General features: G+C 62.7%; 15 protein-coding genes and 2 pseudogenes. 15 read left to right on the top strand and 2 right to left on the bottom strand.

Annotated elements, in window-relative coordinates; translation table 11 throughout:
- Positions 1–88 precede the first annotated feature (88 nt).
- The 5 genes and pseudogenes from dgcA to BLW24_RS08765 all read left to right on the top strand — a co-directional run bounded on the left by dgcA (position 89) and on the right by BLW24_RS08765 (position 6799).
- Positions 89–2156: pseudogene (dgcA, locus tag BLW24_RS08785) on the top strand (dimethylglycine demethylation protein DgcA).
- Positions 2157–2328: 172 nt separating this feature from the next.
- Positions 2329–4293, top strand: a complete 1965-nt coding sequence (dgcB, locus tag BLW24_RS08780; RefSeq protein WP_090387672.1) for a dimethylglycine demethylation protein DgcB — start codon at positions 2329–2331, stop codon at positions 4291–4293.
- Positions 4290–5513, top strand: a complete 1224-nt coding sequence (gene etfA / locus BLW24_RS08775; RefSeq protein ID WP_090379284.1) for an electron transfer flavoprotein subunit alpha — start codon at positions 4290–4292, stop codon at positions 5511–5513. The genes dgcB and etfA overlap by 4 nt, the downstream gene beginning before the upstream one ends.
- Positions 5514–5608: 95 nt before the next feature.
- A pseudogene (gene etfB / locus BLW24_RS08770) lies at positions 5609–6382 on the top strand (electron transfer flavoprotein subunit beta).
- 171 nt (positions 6383–6553) lie between these two features.
- Positions 6554–6799 carry a hypothetical protein gene (locus BLW24_RS08765; protein WP_090379281.1) on the top strand — a complete coding sequence of 82 codons (246 nt, stop codon included), beginning with the start codon at positions 6554–6556 and terminating at the stop codon, positions 6797–6799.
- A gap of 164 nt (positions 6800–6963) precedes the next feature.
- On the opposite strand, the gene BLW24_RS08760 is transcribed toward BLW24_RS08765, so the two are convergent.
- A complete protein-coding gene (locus BLW24_RS08760) occupies positions 6964–8010 on the bottom strand; it encodes a threonine aldolase family protein (RefSeq protein WP_090379278.1) in 1047 nt (348 codons plus the stop codon).
- A 286-nt stretch (positions 8011–8296) separates the two neighbouring features.
- On the opposite strand from BLW24_RS08760, the gene glyA reads away from it, so the two are divergent.
- The 8 genes from glyA (at position 8297) to torT (ending at position 18398) form a co-directional block, all read left to right on the top strand.
- Complete coding sequence (glyA, locus tag BLW24_RS08755; protein WP_090379275.1) at positions 8297–9547, top strand: serine hydroxymethyltransferase; 1251 nt, start codon at positions 8297–8299, stop codon at positions 9545–9547.
- Between the two features lie 76 nt (positions 9548–9623).
- Entirely contained in the window at positions 9624–10874 is a 1251-nt protein-coding gene (locus BLW24_RS08750; RefSeq protein ID WP_090379272.1) for a sarcosine oxidase subunit beta family protein, read from the top strand.
- 12 nt (positions 10875–10886) lie between these two features.
- Complete coding sequence (locus BLW24_RS08745; RefSeq protein WP_090379269.1) at positions 10887–11213, top strand: sarcosine oxidase subunit delta; 327 nt, start codon at positions 10887–10889, stop codon at positions 11211–11213.
- The gene (locus BLW24_RS08740) at positions 11210–14164 is read left to right on the top strand and encodes a sarcosine oxidase subunit alpha (protein ID WP_090379266.1); all 2955 of its coding nucleotides are present in this window, start codon (positions 11210–11212) and stop codon (positions 14162–14164) included. The genes BLW24_RS08745 and BLW24_RS08740 overlap by 4 nt, the downstream gene beginning before the upstream one ends.
- Positions 14157–14789: a sarcosine oxidase subunit gamma gene (locus BLW24_RS08735; RefSeq protein ID WP_090379263.1), complete on the top strand. Its 633-nt coding sequence runs from the start codon at positions 14157–14159 to the stop codon at positions 14787–14789. The genes BLW24_RS08740 and BLW24_RS08735 overlap by 8 nt, the downstream gene beginning before the upstream one ends.
- A gap of 185 nt (positions 14790–14974) precedes the next feature.
- Entirely contained in the window at positions 14975–15838 is an 864-nt protein-coding gene (purU, locus tag BLW24_RS08730; RefSeq protein ID WP_090387671.1) for a formyltetrahydrofolate deformylase, read from the top strand.
- 146 nt (positions 15839–15984) lie between these two features.
- Complete coding sequence (gene fdhA, locus BLW24_RS08725; RefSeq protein WP_090379260.1) at positions 15985–17184, top strand: formaldehyde dehydrogenase, glutathione-independent; 1200 nt, start codon at positions 15985–15987, stop codon at positions 17182–17184.
- A 182-nt stretch (positions 17185–17366) separates the two neighbouring features.
- A complete protein-coding gene (gene torT / locus BLW24_RS08720) occupies positions 17367–18398 on the top strand; it encodes a TMAO reductase system periplasmic protein TorT (RefSeq protein WP_090379257.1) in 1032 nt (343 codons plus the stop codon).
- A 21-nt stretch (positions 18399–18419) separates the two neighbouring features.
- Here torT and BLW24_RS08715 read toward each other — a convergent pair whose 3' ends face one another.
- Positions 18420–19313 carry an acyltransferase gene (locus BLW24_RS08715; protein ID WP_090379254.1) on the bottom strand — a complete coding sequence of 298 codons (894 nt, stop codon included), beginning with the start codon at positions 19311–19313 and terminating at the stop codon, positions 18420–18422.
- Between the two features lie 180 nt (positions 19314–19493).
- Here BLW24_RS08715 and BLW24_RS08710 point away from each other — a divergent pair, with 180 nt between their 5' ends.
- Both BLW24_RS08710 and BLW24_RS08705 read left to right on the top strand, forming a co-directional pair.
- Positions 19494–20720, top strand: coding sequence for a cyclic di-GMP phosphodiesterase (locus BLW24_RS08710; protein WP_090379251.1), 1227 nt, complete (start codon positions 19494–19496; stop codon positions 20718–20720).
- Positions 20721–20892: 172 nt separating this feature from the next.
- Positions 20893–22923: a methyl-accepting chemotaxis protein gene (locus BLW24_RS08705; RefSeq protein ID WP_090379248.1), complete on the top strand. Its 2031-nt coding sequence runs from the start codon at positions 20893–20895 to the stop codon at positions 22921–22923.
- The last annotated feature ends 33 nt before the right edge of the window (positions 22924–22956 follow it).

Below are 22956 nucleotides of genomic sequence, written 5' to 3'. Positions count from 1 at the left end.
TTTGCCGCTTTCAAAATCGGCGGGGGCTGAAGTCAGCCAGAAATACATGGCTACTTCAGACCATCCTTAGTTCCGTGAGGGTGCCGTAATGGCTTTCGAAGCAATGTTCCAGCCGATCCAGATCGGCAAGCTGACCATCCGCAACCGCGTGCTCAGCACTGCGCACGCCGAGGTGTATGCCACCGACGGCGGCATGACCACCGAACGGTATGTGCAGTACTACGAAGAGAAGGCCAAGGGCGGCATCGGTCTGGCCATCTGTGGCGGCTCCTCGGTAGTGGCCATCGACAGCCCGCAGCAGTGGTGGAGTTCGGTCAATCTGTCCACCGACCGAATCATTCCGCACTTCCAGAATCTGGCCGACGCCATGCACAAGCACGGCGCCAAGATCATGATCCAGATTACCCATATGGGCCGCCGGTCCAGATGGGATGGGTTTCACTGGCCGACTCTGATGTCGCCATCGGGCATTCGTGAGCCGGTGCACCGCGCCACCTGCAAGGCCATTGAGGTCGAGGAAATCTGGCGGGTGATCGGCAACTACGCCAGCGCCGCGCGCCGCGCGCCGCGCGAAAGAGGGCAGCCTGGACGGGGTGGAGCTCTCGGCGGTGCACCAACATATGATCGACCAGTTCTGGTCGCCTCGGGTCAACAAGCGTACTGACGAGTGGGGCGGCACCTTCGAGGGTCGGATGAAGTTCGGCCTGGAAGTGATCAAGGCCGTGCGTGCAGAGGTGGGTGATGACTTCTGCGTCGGTATGCGCATCTGCGGTGACGAGTTCCACCCGGACGGCCTGTCGCATGAGGACATGAAGCAGATCGCGGCCTATTACGACGCCACCGGCATGATCGACTTCATCGGCGTGGTCGGCTCGGGCTGCGACACCCACAACACCCTGGCCAACGTCATCCCCAACATGAGCTACCCGCCGGAGCCGTTCCTGCACCTGGCCGCCGGGATCAAGGAAGTGGTCAAGGTGCCGGTGCTGCACGCGCAGAACATCAAGGACCCCAATCAGGCCACGCGGATTTTGGAAGGCGGCTATGTCGACATGGTCGGCATGACCCGCGCGCACATCGCCGACCCGCACCTGATCGCCAAGATCAAGATGGGCCAGGTCGACCAGATCAAGCAGTGCGTCGGTGCCAACTACTGCATCGACCGCCAGTACCAGGGCCTGGATGTGCTGTGCATTCAGAATGCCGCGACCAGCCGTGAATATATGGGCCTGCCGCATATCATCGAGAAAACCAGCGGGCCGAAGCGCAAGGTGGTGATCGTCGGTGGTGGCCCGGCCGGGATGGAAGCCGCACGCGTCGCCGCCGAGCGCGGCCACGACGTAACCCTGTTCGAGAAGAGAGACAGCCTCGGCGGGCAGATCAGCCTGGCCGCCAAAGCGCCGCAGCGTGATCAGATGGCCGGCATCACCCGCTGGTTCCAGCTGGAGCTGGCACGCCTGAATATCGACCTGCGCCTGGGTACCGGCGCGGACGAGGCGAGCATCATGGACCTGAGCCCGGATATCGTCGTGCTGGCCAACGGCGGCCATCCGTTCCTAGAGCAGAACGAGCACTGGGGCGCGGCCGAAGGCCTGGTGGTCAGCAGTTGGGACATCCTCGACGGCAAGGTCGCGCCGGGCAACAACGTGCTGGTTTACGACACCATCTGTGAATTCACCGGCATGTCGGTGGCCGACTTTATTGCCGAGAAGGGCGCGAAAGTGGAGATCGTCACCGACGACATCAAACCGGGTGTAGCCATTGGCGGCACCAGCTTCCCGACCTATTACCGCAGCCTGTATCCGAAAGAAGTGATCATGACCGGCGACCTGATGTTGGAGAAGGTCTACCGCGAAGGCGACAAGCTGGTGGCGGTGCTGGAGAACGAATACACCGGCGCGAAAGAAGAGCGGGTGGTCGATCAGGTTGTGGTGGAGAACGGCGTGCGTCCCGATGAGCGCCTGTACTACGCGCTCAAGGACGGCTCGCGCAACAAGGGTCAGATCGACGTGGAAGCGCTGTTCGCCATTCAGCCGCAGCCTTGTTTATCCGAGGCGAGTGAAGGCTATCTGCTGTTCCGTATCGGCGATTGCGTGGCCCAGCGCAACACCCACGCGGCGATCTACGACGCGCTGCGGTTGTGCAAGGACGTCTAAGTCAGGGCTCGGGGGATGGCTTCTGCCATCTCCCGACGGAGCTTAACGGCTGACGCGATGCGGCCTTTGTAGGGTGGATAACGCTCTGCTTATCCACCACGGGTCAACGCGCAATTGAATACGGTGGATGGCTTCGTCCATCCACCCTACGGATCATCTGAAGGGTGCGGCCATGCTGAACACCATCCTGCCCATTCTGTTGTTCGCCGCGCTGGCGTTGGCGGTGATGGGTGCTGTCAAACGCTTTCTGATGTGGCGCCGTGGCCGCCCGGCTCAGGTCGACTGGCTAGGCGGGCTGCTGGCCATGCCGCGTCGCTATATGGTTGATCTGCACCATGTGGTGGCGCGCGATAAATACATCGCCAACACCCACGTGGCCACGGCCGGTGGTTTTGTTCTGGCCGCCATGCTGGCGATTCTGGTACACGGCTTGGGCCTGCACAATCGCATCCTCGGCTTCGCCCTGCTGGCGGCGACCGCGCTGATGTTCGGCGGCGCGCTGTTTGTCGCCAAGCGCCGCCTCGACCCGCCATCGCGCTTGTCGAAAGGCCCGTGGATGCGTCTGCCGAAAAGCCTGCTGGTGTTTGCCGGCAGCTTCTTTATCGCCACGCTTCCTGTTGCCGGCATCCTGCCGGAAGGATTTGGTGGTTGGGTGCTGGCGCTGCTGTTGACTGTCGGTGTGGCCTGGGGTGTGTCCGAGCTGTTCTTCGGCATGACCTGGGGTGGGCCGATGAAGCACGCCTTCGCCGGCGCCCTGCACCTGGCCTGGCACCGCCGCAGCGAACGCTTCGGTGGCGGTCGCTCGACCGGGCTGAAGGCCTTGAATCTGGACGATATTAAAGCCCCGCTGGGTGTGGAAAAGCCTACGGATTTCACCTGGAACCAGTTGCTCGACTTCGATGCCTGCGTGCAGTGCGGCAAGTGCGAGGCGGCCTGCCCTGCCTTTGCTGCCGGCCAGCCGCTTAATCCGAAAAAGCTGATTCAGGACATGGTGGTTGGCCTGGCCGGCGGCAGCGATGCCAAGTTCGCCGGTTCGCCGTACCCAGGAAAACCAGTAGGCGAACACAGCGGCGGCCCGCATCTGCCCATCGTCAATCTGCATGGCAAAGCCCTGGTCGATGCCGAAACGCTGTGGTCGTGCACCACCTGCCGCGCCTGCGTCGAGGAGTGCCCGATGATGATCGAGCACGTCGATGCCATCGTCGATATGCGCCGCCATCTCACCCTGGAAAAGGGCGCGACGCCGAACAAGGGCGCCGAGGTGTTGGACAACCTGATCGCCACCGACAACCCCGGCGGCTTCAACCCCGGTGGTCGGCTGAACTGGGCAGCGGATTTGAACCTGCCGCTGATGAGCGACAAACAGAAGGTCGATGTGCTGTTCTGGGTCGGCGACGGTGCCTTCGACATGCGCAACCAGCGCACCCTGCGCGCCTCTGTCAAAGTGCTGAAAGCCGCCAAGGTCGACTTCGCCGTGCTTGGCCTGGAAGAGCGCGACAGCGGCGACGTGGCCCGCCGTCTGGGCGATGAAGCAACCTTCCAGCTGCTGGCCAAACGCAATATTGCCACCCTGGCCAAGTACCAGTTCAAGCGCATCGTCACCTGCGATCCGCACAGCTTCCATGTGCTGAAAAACGAATACGGTGAGCTGGGCGGTCGCTATACGGTGCTGCATCACAGCACCTATATGGACCAGCTGATCAGCGGCCAGAAACTCAACCTTGGCACCCACAAGGGCGGCTCGGTCACTTACCACGATCCGTGCTACCTGGGCCGCTACAACGGTGAATACGAAGCACCGCGCAATGTGCTGAATGCTATCGGCATCGAAGTGAAGGAAATGCAGCGTTCGGGCTTCCGTTCCCGCTGCTGTGGCGGTGGTGGCGGTGCGCCGATCACCGATATTCCTGGCAAGCAGCGGATTCCCGATATGCGCATGGCCGATATCAAGGAAACCGCCGCCGAGCTGGTCGCCGTGGGTTGCCCGCAGTGCACCGCGATGCTCGAAGGCGTGGTCGGCCCGCGCCCTGAGGTCAAGGACATTGCCGAGCTGGTGGCCGATGTGTTGATCGATGGCGTGGTCGAGGCGAAGCAGCCTGCGCCGGCCCCGCGTGAAGCAGCCGAGGTAAGCCCATGAGCGACCTGATCCGCCGTGATCCACGGGCCGAATGGATTGCCCGCAACCGTCTGCACCCGCTGCATGCCGCCACGCAGCCGGCGGTGGCCAGCTGGCTCAGCCCTGCCGGGGTGCTGCGCAAGAACCCGCATGCGGTGGGCTTTGTCGGCCCCAACGGCCTTAAACGCATCGACCGTTCCGGCGCGCAGCAGGGCGGCGCGGCCAAGCGCTCGACGGCCAGTGCCGTGGTGCAATTGCCACTGCATGTGATCGAGCAACCGGCGTTCTATATCGCCGTGGTGCCGGACATGGTTGGCGGCCGCCTGAGCGCCCATGACAAGGACCTGCTCGGCCTGGCGCACAAGCTTGCCGGTCGCGACGGCGCGGTGGTCGCAGTGATCTTTGGCGAGCACAAGGAAAGCGCCTTCGACAGCAACGGCGTCGACCGCCTGCTGCAGTTTGCCGGTGACGATTTCGACGGCTATGCCCCGGAAGCGCGTGTGCTGGCGTTGGGTGCGCTGGAGCGGCAATTGTCGCCGCGCCACTGGTTGCTGCCCGACAGCCGCAGCGGTGGCGGAGAGCTGGGCCGTCGCCTGGCCGCTAAGCTCGGCGAACGCCCGGCCACGCGGGTCTGGCAGGTGGCTGATGGCATGGCCAGCGGGCGTGCCGGTGCCGGTCGGGAAGACCTGGTGCAACAAGCACCACGCCTGATTCTGGCGGCGGTGGAATGCGCTGAGCCGGTCAGCGAAACCCGCCATGAAGTGCGGCCGCTGGCGTTCAGTGAGGCGCTGGTCAGCCACTTGCCACGAATTCAGAATCTGGGCGCGGTGGCGGTCGATCCCGCGCAGATCCCCATGGCCGAGGCCGAATTTATTCTCTCCGGCGGCAATGGCGTGAAGGACTGGGCGCTGTTCCACCAGGCCGCTGCGGCGCTGGGCGCCACCGAAGGCGCCTCGCGGGTGGCGGTGGACGATGGCTTTATGGGCCGCGAGCGCCAGGTTGGCGCGTCGGGCATCTGGGTCACGGCGCGGGTGTATGTGGCCGTGGGGATTTCCGGGGCGATCCAGCACCTGCAAGGCATTGACGCCTGCGACAAGGTGGTGGCGATCAACCTCGACCCGACCTGCGACATGATCAAGCGCGCTGATCTGTCGGTGATCGGTGAGTCTGCGGCGATCCTGCAGGCGTTGATCGAGCGTGTTGCCGCCCACCGGCAGGGAGCAGAATGCGATGCGGCGTAACCAAACAGTAGGGTGGATGACGTTTCACCAATCCACCATTGCCCACACCGACATGGTGGAAGAACACAGCGTCTTCCACCCTACGGAGCTGCGCCATGACTGATTTGCAGGTAGTTACGCTGGTTTCCGTAGGTGCTCACCCGACCTCCGGCCGCCCACGTCGCGCCGAGCAGGATGCTCGAGCGGTCGAGCTGGGCCTGCGCCTGGCCGGTGAGCGCTTGCAGGTGCTGCATGCCGGCGACCCGTAGCAGGAAGCGCTGCGCGCTTACCTGGGCATGGGCCTTAATCAGATCAAAGTTCTCGAAAAACCGGCGCACAGCGATGCGCTGCCGGTGCTGGCCGACTACCTGGCCGACTCCAGCGCGCAGCTGGTGTTGACCGGCAGTCAGGCGGAAACCGGCGAAGGCTCCGGCATGCTGCCTTACCTGCTGGCGGAACAGCTCGGCTGGCCGCTGGTGGTCGGGCTGGCGGCGGTGGAGCAGGTCAGCAATGGCGTGGCTCAGGTGCTGCAAGCCTTGCCGCGCGGTCAGCGCCGGCGTTTGCAGGTGCGTCTGCCGTTTGTCGCCAGTGTGGATAACGCGGCACCTGTCGCCCGCCAAAGCGCCTTCGGCCCGGCTCGCCGTGGCCTGTTGACCGCTGAAGAGGTGGAGCTGGTCGCTGACCCGCTGTTTGCCAGCGCTCAGCTGCAACCGGCCAAGCCCCGGCCCAAGCGCCTCAAGGTGATCAAGGCCAAGACCGGCGCCGAGCGGATGAAGGCTGCTACGGCCAAGGCATCCGGCGGAGGCGGGCAGGTGCTCAAGGATGTATCGCCACAGGCCGGTGCCGAGGCTATCTTCAAGTTACTGTTGGAAGAGGGTGTCCTGCGTTAAGAGTTGTCATCGTAGATGTGGGAGGGGCTTTAGCCGCGCATTCACCATTAAAAACTCGCCGCTAAAGCGCCTCCCACAGTCCTGTATTTGCTGGATTGCATTTGGCAACGTTTAAACGTTGGGCCAGACTCGAAAGCCTTCTTTATTAACGCACCACTGGAGGAATTGACCATGATGCACGCCGACCTGATCGATCAGGAGGATCTACGCGAACGCCTGGTGGCGCTGGGGTTGTCGATTCCACCTGGGGTCACTGCCGAGCAGGCGTGCGAGCATGCCGTCAGCGGGCTAAGCCCAGAACGCGCCGTGGCGCTGCGGCGGTTGGTGGAGGAGTTGCTGGGTGGCAGCGCGACGCTGCTGCCGAATGTACGTGAGGCGATCTCGCGCACCTTGCTGCCGGCGCTGGTGCCGCGCTAGAACCGGCTCAAGGTCTGCTGCGCGTCGGCTCTGCTGCGTTAAAAGCAGGTTCGGAATGCTCATGTACAAAAGTACACTCCGCTTCCTCGCCGCTTTGACCAGCCGGAGGCTGTTACTAATGTAGCGCCTTGCATGGCTCTAGCTCGCGAGCCCTTGAGCAGGTTCTAGTTCGTTGCTGTCATCGCCTGGCGAATATCCCCTGCCAGCTGGCGCACCCGCGCTTCGTCGGTGTCGCAGGAGCACATAAAGCGCGCGCCGCCGGCCCCGATAAAGGTGTAGAAGCGCCAGCCTTGGCCGCGGAGGGTTTCCAGCGCCGGTTCCGACATCTGCAGGAACACGCCGTTGGCCTGCACCGGGAACATCAGGCTGACCCCCGGAATGTCGTTGACCAACTCGGCAAGCAGCTGCGCGCAGCGGTTGGCGTGCAGGGCGTATTTCAGCCAGGCATCGTTCTGCAGGATGCCGACCCAGGGCGCGGACAGGTAACGCATCTTCGAGGCCAGCTGACCGGCCTGCTTGCAGCGGTAGTCGAAATCTTCGGCCAGGTCCTTGTTGAAGAACAGGATCGCCTCGCCCACGGCCATGCCGTTTTTGGTACCGCCAAAACACAGCACATCGACGCCGGCCTTCCAGGTCAGGTCGGCCGGGCTGCAGCCGAGAAAAGCGCAGGCATTGGAGAAGCGTGCGCCGTCCATATGCAGGTGCAGGCCCAGTTCGCGACACACCGCACTGATCGCGCGCACTTCATCGAGGCTGTAAACGGTGCCGACTTCCGTGGCCTGGGTCAGGGTGACAACGCGCGGTTTTGGGTAGTGGATGTCCTGGCGTTTGAGGGCAATGTCGCGGATCGCTTCGGGCGTCAGTTTGCCATTCTCGGTCTTGGCCAGCAGCAGTTTGGAACCGTTGGAGAAGAACTCCGGCGCGCCGCATTCGTCGGTTTCGACGTGGGCGGTCTCCGAGCAGATCACGCTGTGGTAGCTCTGGCACAACGAGGCCAGGGCCAGGGAGTTGGCCGCCGTGCCGTTAAAGGCGAAGAACACCTCGCAGTCGGTTTCAAACAGGCGGCGGAAATGGTCTGCGGCGCGTGCCGTCCATTCGTCGTCGCCGTACGCACGCTGGTGCCCCTGATTGGCTTCGGCCATGGCTGCCCAGGCTTCCGGGCAGATACCGGAGTAGTTGTCGCTGGCGAATTGTTGCGAGAGATCGGGCATGGGAGCTTCCTTGTGAGCGCTAACGCTAAGCCGTTTGGGATGCTTCTACTGTATCCGCGGTCACGCCCGCGTGCAGATACGTGGGCGACATCCTCTGCCATACAGGCGAAGCCGCAACGCGCTGTCGCGAGGGTCTGCGCAATTGCGACCTGTGCATGTCGCAAACGCAATCCCCCGTGGCGTGCCTAGGCATCTGACCGATCAGGGCCAGTCATACCATCGGCTCACAAGGGCTCAGCCCGCTATCGACACAGATGCGCTGCCCAGGCGCCGCAGGAGATCCGCGATGTTCAGCAAGCACGACCAGATTCAAGGCTACGACGACGAATTGCTCAGCGCCATCAACGCCGAGGAAAGCCGTCAGGAGCACCATATCGAGCTGATCGCCTCGGGAAACTACACCAGCCAGCGGGTCATGGAAGCCCAGGGCAGCGGCCTGACCAACAAGTACGCCGAAGGCTATCCGGGCAAGCGCTATTACGGCGGCTGCGAGCATGTCGATGTGGTCGAGCAGCTGGCCATCGACCGCGCCAAGGCGCTGTTCGGTGCCGACTACGCCAACGTCCAGCCGCACTCCGGCTCCTCCGCCAACAGCGCGGTGTACCTGGCGCTGATCAATGCCGGCGACACCATTCTCGGTATGAGCCTGGCCCACGGCGGCCACCTGACCCACGGCGCCAAGGTGTCGTCCTCTGGCAAGCTGTACAACGCCGTGCAGTACGGTATCGACACCGCCACTGGCTTGATCGATTACGACGAAGTTGAGCGCCTGGCCGTGGAGTGCCAGCCGAAGATGATCGTCGCCGGTTTCTCTGCCTACTCGAAGACTCTGGATTTCCCGCGTTTCCGTGCCATCGCCGACAAGGTCGGGGCGCTGCTGTTTGTCGACATGGCCCACGTCGCCGGTCTGGTTGCCGCTGGCCTGTATCCCAATCCGATTCCCTTTGCCGATGTGGTCACCACCACCCACAAGACCCTGCGCGGTCCGCGTGGCGGGCTGATCCTGGCCAAGGCCAATCCTGATATCGAGAAGAAACTCAACGCGGCGGTCTTCCCCGGCGCCCAGGGCGGCCCGTTGATGCATGTGATCGCCGCCAAGGCGGTGTGCTTCAAGGAGGCCATGGAGCCGGGCTTCAAGGAATACCAAGCGCAGGTGATCAAGAATGCCCAGGCCATGGCCAAGGTGTTTATCGAGCGCGGCTACGACGTGGTCTCCGGCGGCACCGACAACCACCTGTTCCTGGTCAGCCTGATCCGTCAGGGCCTGACCGGCAAAGACGCCGATGCCGCCCTGGGCCGAGCTGGCATCACGGTCAACAAGAACGCCGTGCCGAATGACCCGCAGTCGCCGTTTGTCACCTCGGGCCTGCGTATCGGCACCCCGGCGATCACCACGCGCGGTTTCAAGGAAGCGCAGAGCATCGAGCTGGCCGGGTGGATCTGCAACATCCTCGACCACCTCGGCGATGCCGATGTGGAAGCGCAGGTGGCGACCCTGGCGGCAGGGCTGTGCGCCGATTACCCGGTCTACCGTTGAGTGCAATGATCCACCCGGTTCGGTAACTGCCGCGCCCGGCGACAAGGTTCCAGCTTTCCGTTTCAGGAGCACCTTTATGCAACGTTATTCCGGCTTCGGCCTGTTCAAGCACGCGTTCAGCCACCACGAAAACTGGCAGCGCATGTGGCGCAACCCAACGCCCAAGCCGGTGTACGACGTGATCATCGTCGGCGGTGGCGGTCACGGTTTGGCCACGGCCTATTACCTGGCGAAACAGTTCGGCGTGAAGAACGTCGCGGTGATCGAGAAGGGCTGGCTGGGCGGTGGCAACACCGCGCGCAACACCACCATCGTGCGTTCCAACTACCTGTGGGATGAGTCGGCGCACCTGTATGAGCACGCGATGAAGCTGTGGGAAGGCCTGTCCCAGGACCTCAACTACAACGTCATGTTCAGCCAGCGCGGCGTCTACAACCTGTGCCATACGCTGCAGGACATGCGCGACTCCGAGCGCCGCGTCAGCGCCAACCGCCTGAATGGCGTGGATGGCGAACTGCTGGATGCCAAGCAGGTGGCCGCAGAGATTCCCTACCTCGATTGCAGCAAGAACACCCGCTACCCGGTGATGGGCTCTACCGTGCAGCGCCGTGGTGGAGTGGCCCGTCACGACGCCGTGGCCTGGGGCTATGCCCGCGCCGCCGATGCCCTGGGCGTGGACCTGATCCAGCAGACCGAAGTGATCGGTTTCCGTAAGGAAAACGGTGTGTGCATCGGCGTGGAAACCAACAAGGGCTTTATCGGCGGCAAGCGCGTGGGCGTGGTCACCGCCGGTAACTCCGGGCATATGGCTGGCCTGGCTGGCTTTCGTCTGCCGCTGGAATCCCATCCGCTGCAGGCGCTGGTGTCCGAGCCGATCAAGCCGATTATCGACAGCGTGATCATGTCCAACGCCGTGCACGGCTATATCAGCCAGTCGGACAAAGGCGACCTGGTCATCGGCGCCGGTATCGACGGTTACAACGGCTACGGCCAGCGCGGCTCCTACGGCACCATCGAACACACCCTGCAGGCCATCGTCGAGATGTTCCCGGTGCTCTCGCGGGTGCGCATGAACCGTCAGTGGGGCGGCATCGTCGACACCTCGCCGGACGCCTGCCCGATTATTTCCAAGACCCCGGTGCCGAATCTGTTCTTCAACTGCGGGTGGGGCACCGGCGGCTTCAAGGCCACGCCGGGTTCGGGCCACGTGTTTGCTGCCAGCCTGGCCAAGGGTGAGATGCACCCGCTGGCCAAACCGTTCTCCATGGACCGTTTCCACACCGGCGCATTGATCGACGAACACGGCGCTGCTGCCGTGGCTCACTAAGAGGGCTTACCCATGTTGCATATCTTCTGCCCTCACTGCGGCGAACTGCGCTCCGAAGAGGAATTCCACGCCAAGGGCCAGGCGCACATTCCGCGCCCGCTGGACCCAGCCGCCTGCACTGATGCCGAGTGGGGCGAATACCTGTTCTTCCGCGATAACCCGCGCGGCATTCACCACGAGCTGTGGGTGCATTCGGCCGGTTGCCGCAAGTACTTCAACGCCACCCGTCACACGGTGACCTACGAAATTCTCGAAACCTACAAGATCGGCGAGAAGCCCAGCGTCACCGCTGCCGGCACTGCCGAGAAAAAGGCCATCGACCAAGGAGTAACGGCATGAGCCAGGTCAATCGTCTTGCCAGCGGCGGCCGCGTTGACCGCAGCCAGCCCCTGACATTCAGCTTCAACGGCCAGAGTTACCAAGGCTTTGCCGGTGACACCCTGGCCGCCGCCTTGTTGGCCAACGGCGTGGATATTGTCGGCCGTAGCTTCAAGTATTCGCGGCCGCGCGGCATCGTTGCCGCCGGTGCGGAAGAGCCGAATGCCGTGCTGCAGATTGGCAGCACTGAAGCGGCGCAGATCCCCAACGTGCGCGCTACCCAGCAAGCGCTGTACGCCGGCCTTGTCGCCAGCAGCACCAACGGCTGGCCGAGCGTAAACACCGACCTGATGGGCATTCTCGGCAAGGTCGGCGGCAAGATGATGCCGCCGGGGTTCTACTACAAGACCTTTATGTACCCGCAGAATCTCTGGCTGACCTACGAGAAATACATCCGTAAGGCCGCAGGGCTTGGTCGTGCGCCGACCGCCGTGGACCCGGACAGCTACGACTACATGAACCAGCACTGCGACGTGCTGGTGGTTGGTACCGGCCCGGCGGGCCTGGCGGCAGCATTGGCAGCTGCACGCAGCGGTGCCCGGGTGATTCTGGCGGACGAGCAGGAAGAGTTTGGCGGCAGCCTGCTCAGCACCCGCGAAACCCTCGACGGCAAACCGGCGGCCGACTGGGCCGCGCAGGTGATTGCCGAATTGTCCGGCATGCCTGAAGTTACCCTGTTGCCGCGTTCTACGGTAAACGGTTACCACGACCACAACTTCCTCACCATTCACCAGCGCCTGACCGATCACCTCGGTGAAGTCGCACCACTCGGCATGGTGCGTCAACGTATGCACCGCGTACGCGCCACACGTGTGGTGCTGGCCACCGGTGCCCACGAGCGGCCGCTGGTGTACGCCAACAACGACGTGCCGGGCAATATGCTCGCCGATGCCGTGTCCACCTACGTGCGCCGTTATGGCGTGGCGCCGGGCAAACAGCTGGTGCTGTCGACCAACAACGATTACGCCTACCGCGTGGTGCTCGACTGGCTCGACGCCGGTCTGCAGGTGGTAGCTGTGGCCGATGCCCGCAGCAACCCACGCGGTAGCTGGGTGGAAGAGGCGCGCAAGCGTGGCGTGCGCATCCTTACCGGCAGCGCCGTGGTGGAAGCGGCCGGCAGCAAGCGGGTGACCGCGGCGCGCATCTGCGCCATCGATGTGCACAGCCATAAGGTCAGCAGCCCCGGCGAGGTGCTCGATTGCGACCTGATCGTCAGCTCCGGCGGTTACAGTCCGGTGGTGCACCTGGCGTCGCACCTGGGCGGTCGGCCGACCTGGCGTGAAGACATTCTGGCCTTTGTGCCGGGCGAGGGCGGCTTCCAGAAGCGCCTGTGCGCCGGTGCAGTGAATGGTGTGTTCAGCCTGGGTGATGCCCTGGCCGATGGTTTCGAAGCGGGCGTTTCAGCCGCTGCCGAAGCCGGCTTCAAGGCGGTCTCCGCGAGCCTGCCGCAGGTCGCACCACGTTTGGAAGAGCCGTCCCTGGCGCTCTTTCAGGTGCCGCACGACAAGCCGACGGCGCGTGCGCCCAAGCAGTTTGTCGATCTACAGAACGACGTCACGGCGGCCGGTATCGAGCTGGCCACGCGTGAAGGCTTTGAGTCGGTCGAGCACGTCAAACGCTACACCGCGCTGGGCATCAGCATCCCGCAGATGGGCACCACCATGTTCCGCCCGAACTACACGCCGGTGACCTTCGGCGCGGTGGCCGGTCGTCACTGTGGCGCGCTGTTCGAGCCCAAGCGTTACACCGCGATGCAAAGCTGGCACCTGCAAAACGGTGCCGAGTTCGAGGACGTGGGTCAGTGGAAGCGCCCCTGGTACTTCCCCAAAGCCGGCGAAGACCTGCACGCCGCCGTGGCCCGCGAGTGCCTGGCGGTGCGTAACGCGGTGGGCATTCTCGATGCCTCGACCCTGGGCAAGATCGATATTCAAGGCCCGGATGCCCGCGAGTTTCTCAACCGCGTCTACACCAACGCCTGGACCAAACTGGATGTGGGCAAGGCGCGCTACGGCCTGATGTGCAAGGAAGACGGCATGGTCTTCGACGACGGCGTAACCGCCTGCCTGGCCGATAACCACTTCCTGATGACCACCACCACCGGCGGTGCCGCATGGGTGATGGAATGGCTGGAGATTTACCACCAGACCGAGTGGCCGGAGCTGAAGGTGTACTTCACTTCGGTCACCGACCACTGGGCGACCATGACCCTGTCCGGCCCCAACAGCCGCAAGTTGCTGGCCGAGGTCACTGACATCGACCTGGACAAGGAAGGCTTCCCGTTTATGACGTGGAAGGAAGGCCTGGTTGGCGGCGTGCCGGCGCGAGTGTTCCGCATCTCCTTTACCGGTGAGCTGAGCTACGAAGTCAACGTGCAGGCCGACTATGCTCTGGGCGTGTGGGAAAAGCTCATCGAAGCCGGCAAGAAGCATGGCCTGACGCCTTACGGCACCGAGACCATGCACGTGCTGCGCGCCGAGAAGGGCTTCATCATCGTCGGTCAGGACACCGACGGTTCGCTCACCCCGGACGACCTCAATATGGGCTGGTGCGTAGGCCGGAGCAAACCCTTCTCGTGGATCGGCTGGCGCGGCATGAACCGCGAGGACAGCCTGCGCGAAGACCGCAAGCAATTGGTCGGGCTCAAACCCGTCGACCCCAACAAGGTACTGCCGGAAGGCGCGCAACTGGTTTTCGACCCGAAACAGAGCATCCCGATGCAGATGGTCGGCCACGTCACCTCCAGCTATATGAGCGCGGCGCTGGGCTATTCCTTCGCCATGGGCGTGGTCAAGGGCGGGCTCAAACGCATGGGTGAGCGGGTGTTCGCACCGCTGGCCGATGGCAGCCTGATCGAAGCCGAAATCGTCAGCTCCGTGTTCTATGACCCGAAAGGGGATCGCCAGAATGTCTAATTTGATCAACGTTTATCAGCAACGCCCGGCCGCCGCTCACGCCGAATCGCCACTGTTCCATGCCGGCCTTGAACAGCTGGCGGGTAAAGGCTCGGCCAACGCCGGGGTGACCGTGCGCGAGAAGAAGTTGCTCGGTCACCTGACCCTGCGTGGCGATGCCAAGGATCCGGCGTTTGCCGGTGGTGTGCACAAGGCTCTGGGCCTGGAGCTGCCGGTGGCGCTGACCCTGGTGGCGGCTGGCGACACCTCGCTGCAATGGCTGGCGCCGGATGAATGGCTGCTGATTGTGCCGAGCGGCAGCGAGTTCGCGGTCGAACAGAAGCTGCGTGAAACCTTGGATGGCCAGCATATTTCGATCGTCAACGTCAGCGGCGGGCAGACCCTGCTGGAACTGAGCGGGCCGAAGGTACGTGAGGTGCTGATGAAGTCCACCAGCTACGACGTGCACCCAAGCAATTTTCCGGTGGGCAAGGCGGTGGGCACCCACTTCGCCAAGTCGCAACTGGTGATCCGCCACACTGGCGAAGACACCTGGGAGCTGCTGATCCGCCGCAGTTTCTCCGATTACTTCTGGCTGTGGCTGCAGGATGCCAGCGCTGAATATGGCTTGGCGATCAAAGCCTGAATGTAGGGTGGACGACGCCTTTTTCGTCCACCAGAGGCCCGCAAAGGTGGATGGATGAAGCGCCATCCACCCTACGCCTGACGGCAACAAACATCCTGTTGGAGGGGCTTTAGCCGCGACTGCTTCTCGCGGCTAAAGCCCCTCCCACGAGCGCTGCAAAGATGCAGACCACCGAGGGACTGACCATGAGCCGCACCCCCGATACCTGGATTCTCACCGCCCAGTGCCCGAGCGTGCTCGGCACTGTGGATGCGGTGACGCGCTTTCTGTTCGAGCAGCGCTGCTACGTCACCGAGCACCATTCCTTCGATGATCGCCTGTCGGCAAGATTCTTTATTCGTGTGGAATTCCGCCAGCCGGATGACTTTGACGAGCAGGCCTTTCGCGCCGGTCTGAACGATCGCCTGAGCGCCTTCGGCATGCAGGTTGAACTGACCCCGCCGGGATACCGGGCCAAGGTGGTGCTGATGGTCAGCAAGGCCGATCACTGCCTCAACGACCTGCTCTACCGCCAGCGCATCGGCCATTTGGCCATGGACGTGGTGGCGGTGGTGTCCAACCACCCGGATCTGGAGCCGCTGGCACGCTGGCACGACATCCCCTATTACCATTTCCCGCTCGACCCGAAAGACAAGCCGGCGCAGGAAAGCAGGGTGCTGCAGGTGATCGAGGACAGCGGTGCCGAGCTGGTGGTACTCGCCCGTTATATGCAGGTGCTCTCACCCGAGCTGTGCTGCCGGCTGGACGGCTGGGCGATCAATATTCACCACTCGCTGCTGCCCGGTTTCAAGGGCGCCAAACCCTATCACCAGGCCTACGAGAAGGGCGTCAAGCTGGTCGGCGCCACCGCCCATTACATCAACAACGACCTCGACGAGGGGCCGATTATCGCCCAGGGTGTGGAGCCGGTGGACCATGCCCACTACCCCGAAGACCTGATCGCCAAGGGCCGCGATATCGAGTGCCAGACCCTGGCCAAGGCCATCGGTTATCACCTTGAACGCCGCGTGTTTCTCAATGACGGCCGCACGGTGGTGCTGCACGCCTAAGCCGCAGCGCTGGAAGTTCCCGCTACGGGTGGATCACCGACTGCCAAGTCCTCGGCCCACCCGGCAACAGACTTAAACGCTCCAGTACAAGGCCGCGCGACCGTTGGCTGCGCCTTTGTATTCACAACAAGAAAGGAGAAATACGTATGTCTGGTAATCGTGGCGTCGTCTATCTCGGCGCTGGCAAGGTCGAAGTGCAGAAAATCGACTATCCGAAAATGCAGGATCCGCGCGGTCGCAAGATCGAACACGGGGTCATCCTGCGTGTGGTCTCCACCAATATCTGCGGCTCCGACCAGCATATGGTGCGCGGTCGCACGACAGCGCAAGTGGGCCTGGTGCTGGGCCACGAGATCACCGGTGAGGTGATCGAGAAGGGCAGCGACGTGGAAAACCTGAAGATCGGTGATCTGGTTTCGGTGCCGTTCAACGTCGCTTGCGGTCGCTGCCGCAGCTGCAAGGAAATGCACACCGGCGTCTGCCTGACCGTCAACCCGGCGCGTGCCGGTGGTGCCTATGGTTATGTCGACATGGGTGACTGGACCGGCGGTCAGGCCGAGTATGTGCTGGTGCCCTACGCCGATTTCAACCTGCTCAAACTGCCGGACCGCGACAAGGCCATGGAGAAGATCCGCGACCTGACCTGCCTGTCCGACATCCTGCCGACCGGTTATCACGGGGCTGTGACTGCTGGAGTGGGGCCGGGCAGCCGCGTGTATATCGCCGGTGCCGGCCCGGTGGGCCTGGCGGCCGCCGCCTCGGCACGCTTGCTCGGTGCGGCGGTGGTGATCGTCGGCGACGTCAACCCGGTGCGTCTGGCCCATGCCAAAGCCCAGGGCTTCGAGATCGCCGACCTGTCCCAGGACACCCCGCTGCATGAGCAGATTGCTGCGCTGCTGGGCGAGCCGGAAGTCGATTGCGCCGTCGATGCGGTGGGCTTCGAGGCCCGTGGCCATGGTCACGCAGGCGTTCAGCATGAAGCGCCGGCCACCGTGCTCAACTCGCTGATGGGGGTGGTGCGGGTGGCCGGCAAGATTGGCATTCCCGGCCTGTATGTCACCGAAGATCCGGGCGCGGTGGACGCGGCGGCGAAGATTGGTTCCCTGAGCATCCGCTTCGGCCTCGGCTGGGCCAAGTCGCACAGCTTCCACACCGGCCAGACCCCGGTGATGAAATACAACCGCCAGTTGATGCAGGCGATCATGTGGGACCGCATCAATATCGCCGAAGTGGTTGGCGTGCAGGTGATCAGCCTGGACGACGCGCCGCGCGGTTACGGCGAGTTCGATGCCGGCGTGCCGAAGAAATTCGTCATCGACCCGCACAAGCTGTTCAGCGCGGCCTGATTGCCCTCAGCGATGCAGGCGGGCAGCCAGTTTGCCCGCCTGTCGTGGTATGCACGGCTCCTCAACCGAGGAGCGTGCTCGCGCTCTGCTTGTCTTCTTCTCCGCCCAAATAGAACCCGAAAAGTGGCTAAAGTAAGTGCACGGCACGGCTGCTCAGTGCTCACTTTCCAGGGCAGGGTCTTATGCGGGCGATCTGCTTCACCCTCTGTTGGCTTTGGATCAGCGGCCAGGCATGGGCTACGGACTGGTACCCCGTTGAGGTGCTGGCCGATGGGGTATCGCAGCAGTATCAACCTTTGTCGCAAGCGGCCAAACCCTGGCGGGTCTGTGCATTGTTGCCGCATGGCAAGGATCGCTATTGGTGGGGTGTGGCCTGTGGCCTGGATGAAGAGGCAGCGCGCCAAGGTGTGCGGCTAGGTATCTATGAGGCCGGAGGCTATGAAAACCCGCAGGTGCAAGCGCAGCAGTTGCGCACCTGTCAGCAGCGCAATGCCGATGCCTATGTGATTGCGGCGATTGATGCCCAGGCCCTCTGTGCGTCCATCGCCCAGCTGGTCGAACAGGGCAAGCCGGTGATCGATCTGGTCAACGGCATCGCCTGTCCGGGGCTGAGCGCCAGCTCCAGCGTGGACTTTGCCGATATGACTGGCGCTGCTCTGACCTATATCGATGACCATCGCTCGCCAGGGCCTTTCAGTCTGGGCTGGTTACCCGGGCCGCAAGGCGCAGGCTGGGTGCTGGATTCGGAAAAGACACTGCGTCAGGCTGAGCAGAGCAAGCCGATGACCGTGCAACACGGTGGCTATGGCCCGGTGGATCGTGCCAGCCAGGCGCAACTGGTGCGCGAGCTGCTCAGGCAGCATCCGCGCCTCGACTACCTGCTGGGTAATGCTGAGGCTGCCGGCTTTGCCGCGCAGCTGGTGCAGACCTCAGGGCAGAACTACCAGGCCCGGGTTCTGGCTACCTACACCACGGAACGGATTGTCGAGCAGATTCGTGATGGCTTTATTGTTGCCGCGCCCACCGATTCCCCGGTGCTGCAGGCACGGATTGCGGTAGACCTGGCGGTGCGCGCGCTGGAAGGTCGTGCGCATGCGCGGCGGGTCGGTCCGATGATCGAGATGCTCGATCAGGCTAGCCTGGAGCAGTTCGATATCAGCCGTCTGATGCCGCCGCCGGAGCATTGGATGATTCGCCGTGAGCTGCCGCAGTAGTTGATCAGCAGCGGTGCCTGGTCAGCTGGGCTGTTCGGCGCGAATCCGCGCGATCCGCGCATCCTTGTCTTGCCACATCTGCGTGACCCAGTTCTGCACAAACTGACGGAATACCGGGTCGTTTTCGTAGTCGCCCTGCCACAGCGCCGGGTCCAGTTCGCGGGTCTGGATATCGACGATCACCTTGTCCACCTGGCCACTGATCAGCTCCCAGAAGCCGGGTACATGCGTGCCTGGATAGATCACGGTCACGTCCAGCACGGTGTCCAGTTGCTCGCCGAGTGCGGCCAGAACAAAGGCCACACCACCGGCCTTTGGTTTGAGCAGATACTGATAGGGCGAGCCTTGCTGGGCCTGTTTGGCTGGGGTGCAGCGGGTGCCTTCGAGGTAGTTGACCACGGTAACCGGCAAGTCCTTGAACTTCTCGCAGGCGCGCTTGGTGATCTCCAGGTCCTGGCCCTTGAGTTCGGGATGTTTGGCCAGAAATGCCTTGGAATAACGGCGCATAAAGGGGTAATCCAGCGCCCAGAACGCCAGGCCGAGGAAGGGTACCCAGATCAGCTGCTGCTTGAGGAAGAACTTGAAGTAGGGCGTCTTGCGGTTGAAGGCCTGTACCAGCGCAGGAATATCGACCCATGACTGGTGGTTGCTGATCACCAGGTAGGAGGTGCTCTGACGCAGGTCGGCACTGCCGCGAATATCCCAGTGCACCGGGAGCAGGCTGGCGAAGATCAGCTTGTTGAGCTCTGCCCAGGTTTCCGCCACCCACATCACCCCGCGCGAGCTGGCAGTTTTCAGTGCCTTGCCCGGCAGGACGAACTTGCCGAGGGCGATTAGCAATAGCGGGCCGATCAGGATCAGCGTGTTGAGGAGCAGCAGAATAATGACGCTAAGACCGGTCAACAGGCGGCGCATGGCAACTCCTTAGGGTGCGCTTGAGCGGCAATGATAAGCAGTCGTGCCAAGGCTTCCAAGCCGCTGATCTGCAACTGATGTCCATTGGCCATTGGTTGTATCAAGTCAGCGTAATGCTGGCTATTGTTCATCTATTCTTGTCCGACAAGAGCCGGGTTACTTTCCCGTCTGAGGGCACCCATGTTGAAGTGCATTGCTGTGACCGATGTACGCGTCGGTATGTATGTTCACGAGTTTTGTGGCGCATGGATGGACCACCCCTTCTGGAAGTCCAAGTTTCTGCTCAAGTCTGAAAAAGACCTGCAGCGGATCAAGGCCAGCAGCATTGGTGAGCTGTGGATCGATGTCAGCAAAGGTTTGGATGTCGAGGACGGCACCGTCAGTGTCAGTCCCGAGGAGGTCGCAGCCGAAGCCGAGGTCGCTCTCTTGGCTGCGGTGCAGAGCCCGCCAGTCAACCTGGCGGTGTCGATGGAGGATGAGGTGCAGCGTGCGGCCAAGCTCTGCGACCGCTCCAAGGCTGCGGTGGTCAGCATGTTTGGCGATGCGCGCATGGGCCAAGCCTTGCAGTTTGAGCAGGCCGGAGAGCTGGTTGAGGAAATTTCCGACTCGATCATGCGTCACCCCAATGCGCTGATCAGCCTGGCGCGGCTGAAAAACGCCGATGAATACACCTATATGCATTCGGTGGCGGTCTGCGCGCTGATGATTGCTTTGGCGCGTAACCTGGGCCTCAACGAAAGTCAGGTGCGCGAAGCTGGGCTGGCCGGGCTGCTGCATGACATCGGCAAGATGGCGATTCCCAATGAGGTGCTGAACAAGCCCGGCAAGCTCACTGACAACGAATTCGCCACCGTGCGCGACCATCCTGAAGCCGGTTCGCGCATGTTGATTGATAGCAAGCAAGTCAGCGCGCTGGTGCTGGACGTGTGCCTGCATCACCACGAAAAGGTTGATGGCAGTGGCTATCCGCACCGTCTGGTCGGTGAGCAGATCAGCCTGTACGCGCGCATGGGCGCGGTGTGCGACGTGTATGACGCGATCACCTCCAGCCGACCGTACAAGCAGGGTTGGGATCCAGCCGAGTCGATCCGCAAGATGGCCGAGTGGAAGGGCCATTTTGATCCTGTGGTGTTCCAGGCCTTTGTCAAAACCGTGGGTATCTACCCGGTGGGTTCGCTGGTGCGTCTGGAGAGCGGGCGCATCGGCGTGGTCATGGAACAACAGGCGAAGTCTCTGCTCGCGCCGAGGGTCAAGGTGTTCTTCTCGGCCAAATCGAAAACCCCGATCCCGCAGGAAATTCTCGACCTGAGCAAGCTGGTTGGGCGCGACAGGATTGTCGGTCGTAAGTCTGCCGAAGAATGGGGCTTCCGCAATGTCGAGGAACTCTGGAACGGTATTTCCCGCTAGGTTTTTCGACCGCTAGCGCTGCTCGCGATCGGGTAACGGGCCGTGGTCCGGCCACTCATCTATGCTCATTAAACATTACCGCCTGCAGGCGCGCTGCTTGGGCGTGCTTCTTGCTTGAAGTTTTGCTTTGGCGCGCCCCTGAAGTTGGCGTGCTCAACAGGTTGAGGTGTGTATGACTGGAGTACTCAAACCGGGTGTGCGGTTGCTGGAACGTTTCAGTTTCGCGCGCAAGTTTCAGTTGGTGTTTGTCCTGTTCGCTTTGCCGCTGGGCTTCTCTCTGTGGGTTATCAGTAGCAACTATCAGGATCGACTCAACGCCATCGATAACGAACTGGAAGGTATCAATGCCCTGCAGGGCATGGCTGACGTGCAGCAGGAGCTGATAGAGCAACGCACGTTGCTGTCACGCTGGAAGGGCACCGAGAAAGCTGCCGAAGCACTGCTGCGTGAGCAGGCCAATGGTCTTGGTCCTGCCCTGCAAGCTCTGGAGCAGCCGCTTGAGTCCGAGCTGTTGAGTGATCAGGCGCGCCAGCATTTGCAGAGTCTCAGCGCCGGTCAGGCCGAGCTGAGTGTCGATGTACTGGGTAAGCTGGCCTTGCCCGATGCCCTCGAACGTTACCAAAAGAACCTGCTGAGCCTGCTGGCCCTGCGCGAGCAGGTAGCAACCGACAGCGGGTTGATCCTCGATCCGCAGCTCGACACCTACCTGATGATGGAGCAGCTGACCTACACCTTGCCGCGTCTGCTCGAACAATTGGGCAGCTTTACCAGTCAGGGCTATGGCGCGGTGGTGTCGCAGCATTTCACCTTGCAGAGCCGGGTGCTGATCCGTGATTTGCGCCGCAGCCTGGATGAGTCGCGCAGCCAACTGCTCAAGGCCCAGGCCACGCTCAAGCTGGAGGCGCCGCGTGCCATGCGCCAGCTGCAGGGGCCCTATGATGAGGCTCTGCAGGGTTACGAAGCCTTTCTCGCGGGTATTGACCGCGACATGTTCGAGGCTAGCCCCATGGCCCTGACCCCGGAGCAGTTTGTGCAGCGCACCGATGCCCTGCAGGGCCAATTGCGCAGTCTGCAGGCCGCGTTGTACCAGCAGTTTGCTGCCAGTCTTGGTGATTACCGGCGCAAGGCTCTGACCGCGATGATCGAAGTGGTCGGCGTGTTCAGCCTGCTGACCCTGCTGGCGCTGTATGTATTGTTCTGCCTCAACGCGTCGATACGTCGTAGCACCGCTGGCATCATTGAGGCCGCCGAAGGTCTGCGCGATGGTGACCTGCGCGTGCGCATGCAGGTGCATGGCGCGGATGACCTGGCGAGTATCGCGATGGTGCTGAATACCGCGGTTGGCCAGCTGCGCGACTCCATGCAGGGCGTCAACCAGCAGAGCCAGCAACTGGGCGGCACTGTGCAGATGCTTAACGGCGAGGCGCGCAATGCCCTGGAATCGGTGGAACAGCAACAGGCGCAGATGAGCCAGATTGCCGCTGCCGCCACCGAAATGGCCGCCACAGCGCAAAGCGTGGCACAGAGCTGCGAGCAGGCCGCGGTGGAAGCCAGCCAGACCCGTGAGATCGCCAACCAGAGCAATCAGCGCAGCGCGCGTACCAGCGAGAGCATGCGCCAGCTCAGCAGTCGCCTGGGTGACAGCGCTACCACGCTGCAACAGTTACGCAGCCAGACCGAGCAGATCACCCGGGTGGTGGACGTGATCAAGGGCATCGCCGAGCAGACCAACCTGCTGGCGCTCAACGCGGCCATCGAAGCCGCGCGCGCTGGTGATCAAGGCCGCGGCTTTGCCGTGGTCGCCGATGAGGTGCGTTCGCTGTCGCAACGCACGCAGAACTCCACGGCGGAAATCGCCGAAACCGTGGCCAACCTGCACCGCGTGGTCGGCCAGTCGGTGACCCAGATGGAAGATGCCGTGCGTCAGGCAGAAGGCGATGTCGGCAGCGTGCTGGCCATGGGCGAGGACCTGAGTGCCATTGTCGAGTCGGTGCAGCTGGTGACTGACCGCCTGGCGCAGATTGCCACTGCCGCCGAGCAGCAGGCGGCTACTGCCGATGAAGTCAGCGGCAATATTCAGCAGGTTGATCACGCGGCCAGCACCTTGCTGGAAGGTGCGCAGGCGGTGAGTAATGCCGCCGAACAGCTGCGTCAGGGCAGTCAGGCGTTGGAGCACAATACTGGGCGCTTCAAACTCGACTGAGGTCGTAGGATGGGTGAGGTTCTGCGTTCAGCC

Source organism: Pseudomonas anguilliseptica (assembly GCF_900105355.1).
GTDB classification, from domain to species: Bacteria; Pseudomonadota; Gammaproteobacteria; order Pseudomonadales; family Pseudomonadaceae; genus Aquipseudomonas; species Aquipseudomonas anguilliseptica.
The sequence above is the reverse complement of the archived record's forward strand: the minus strand, read 5'-3'. Positions and strand labels throughout refer to the sequence as shown.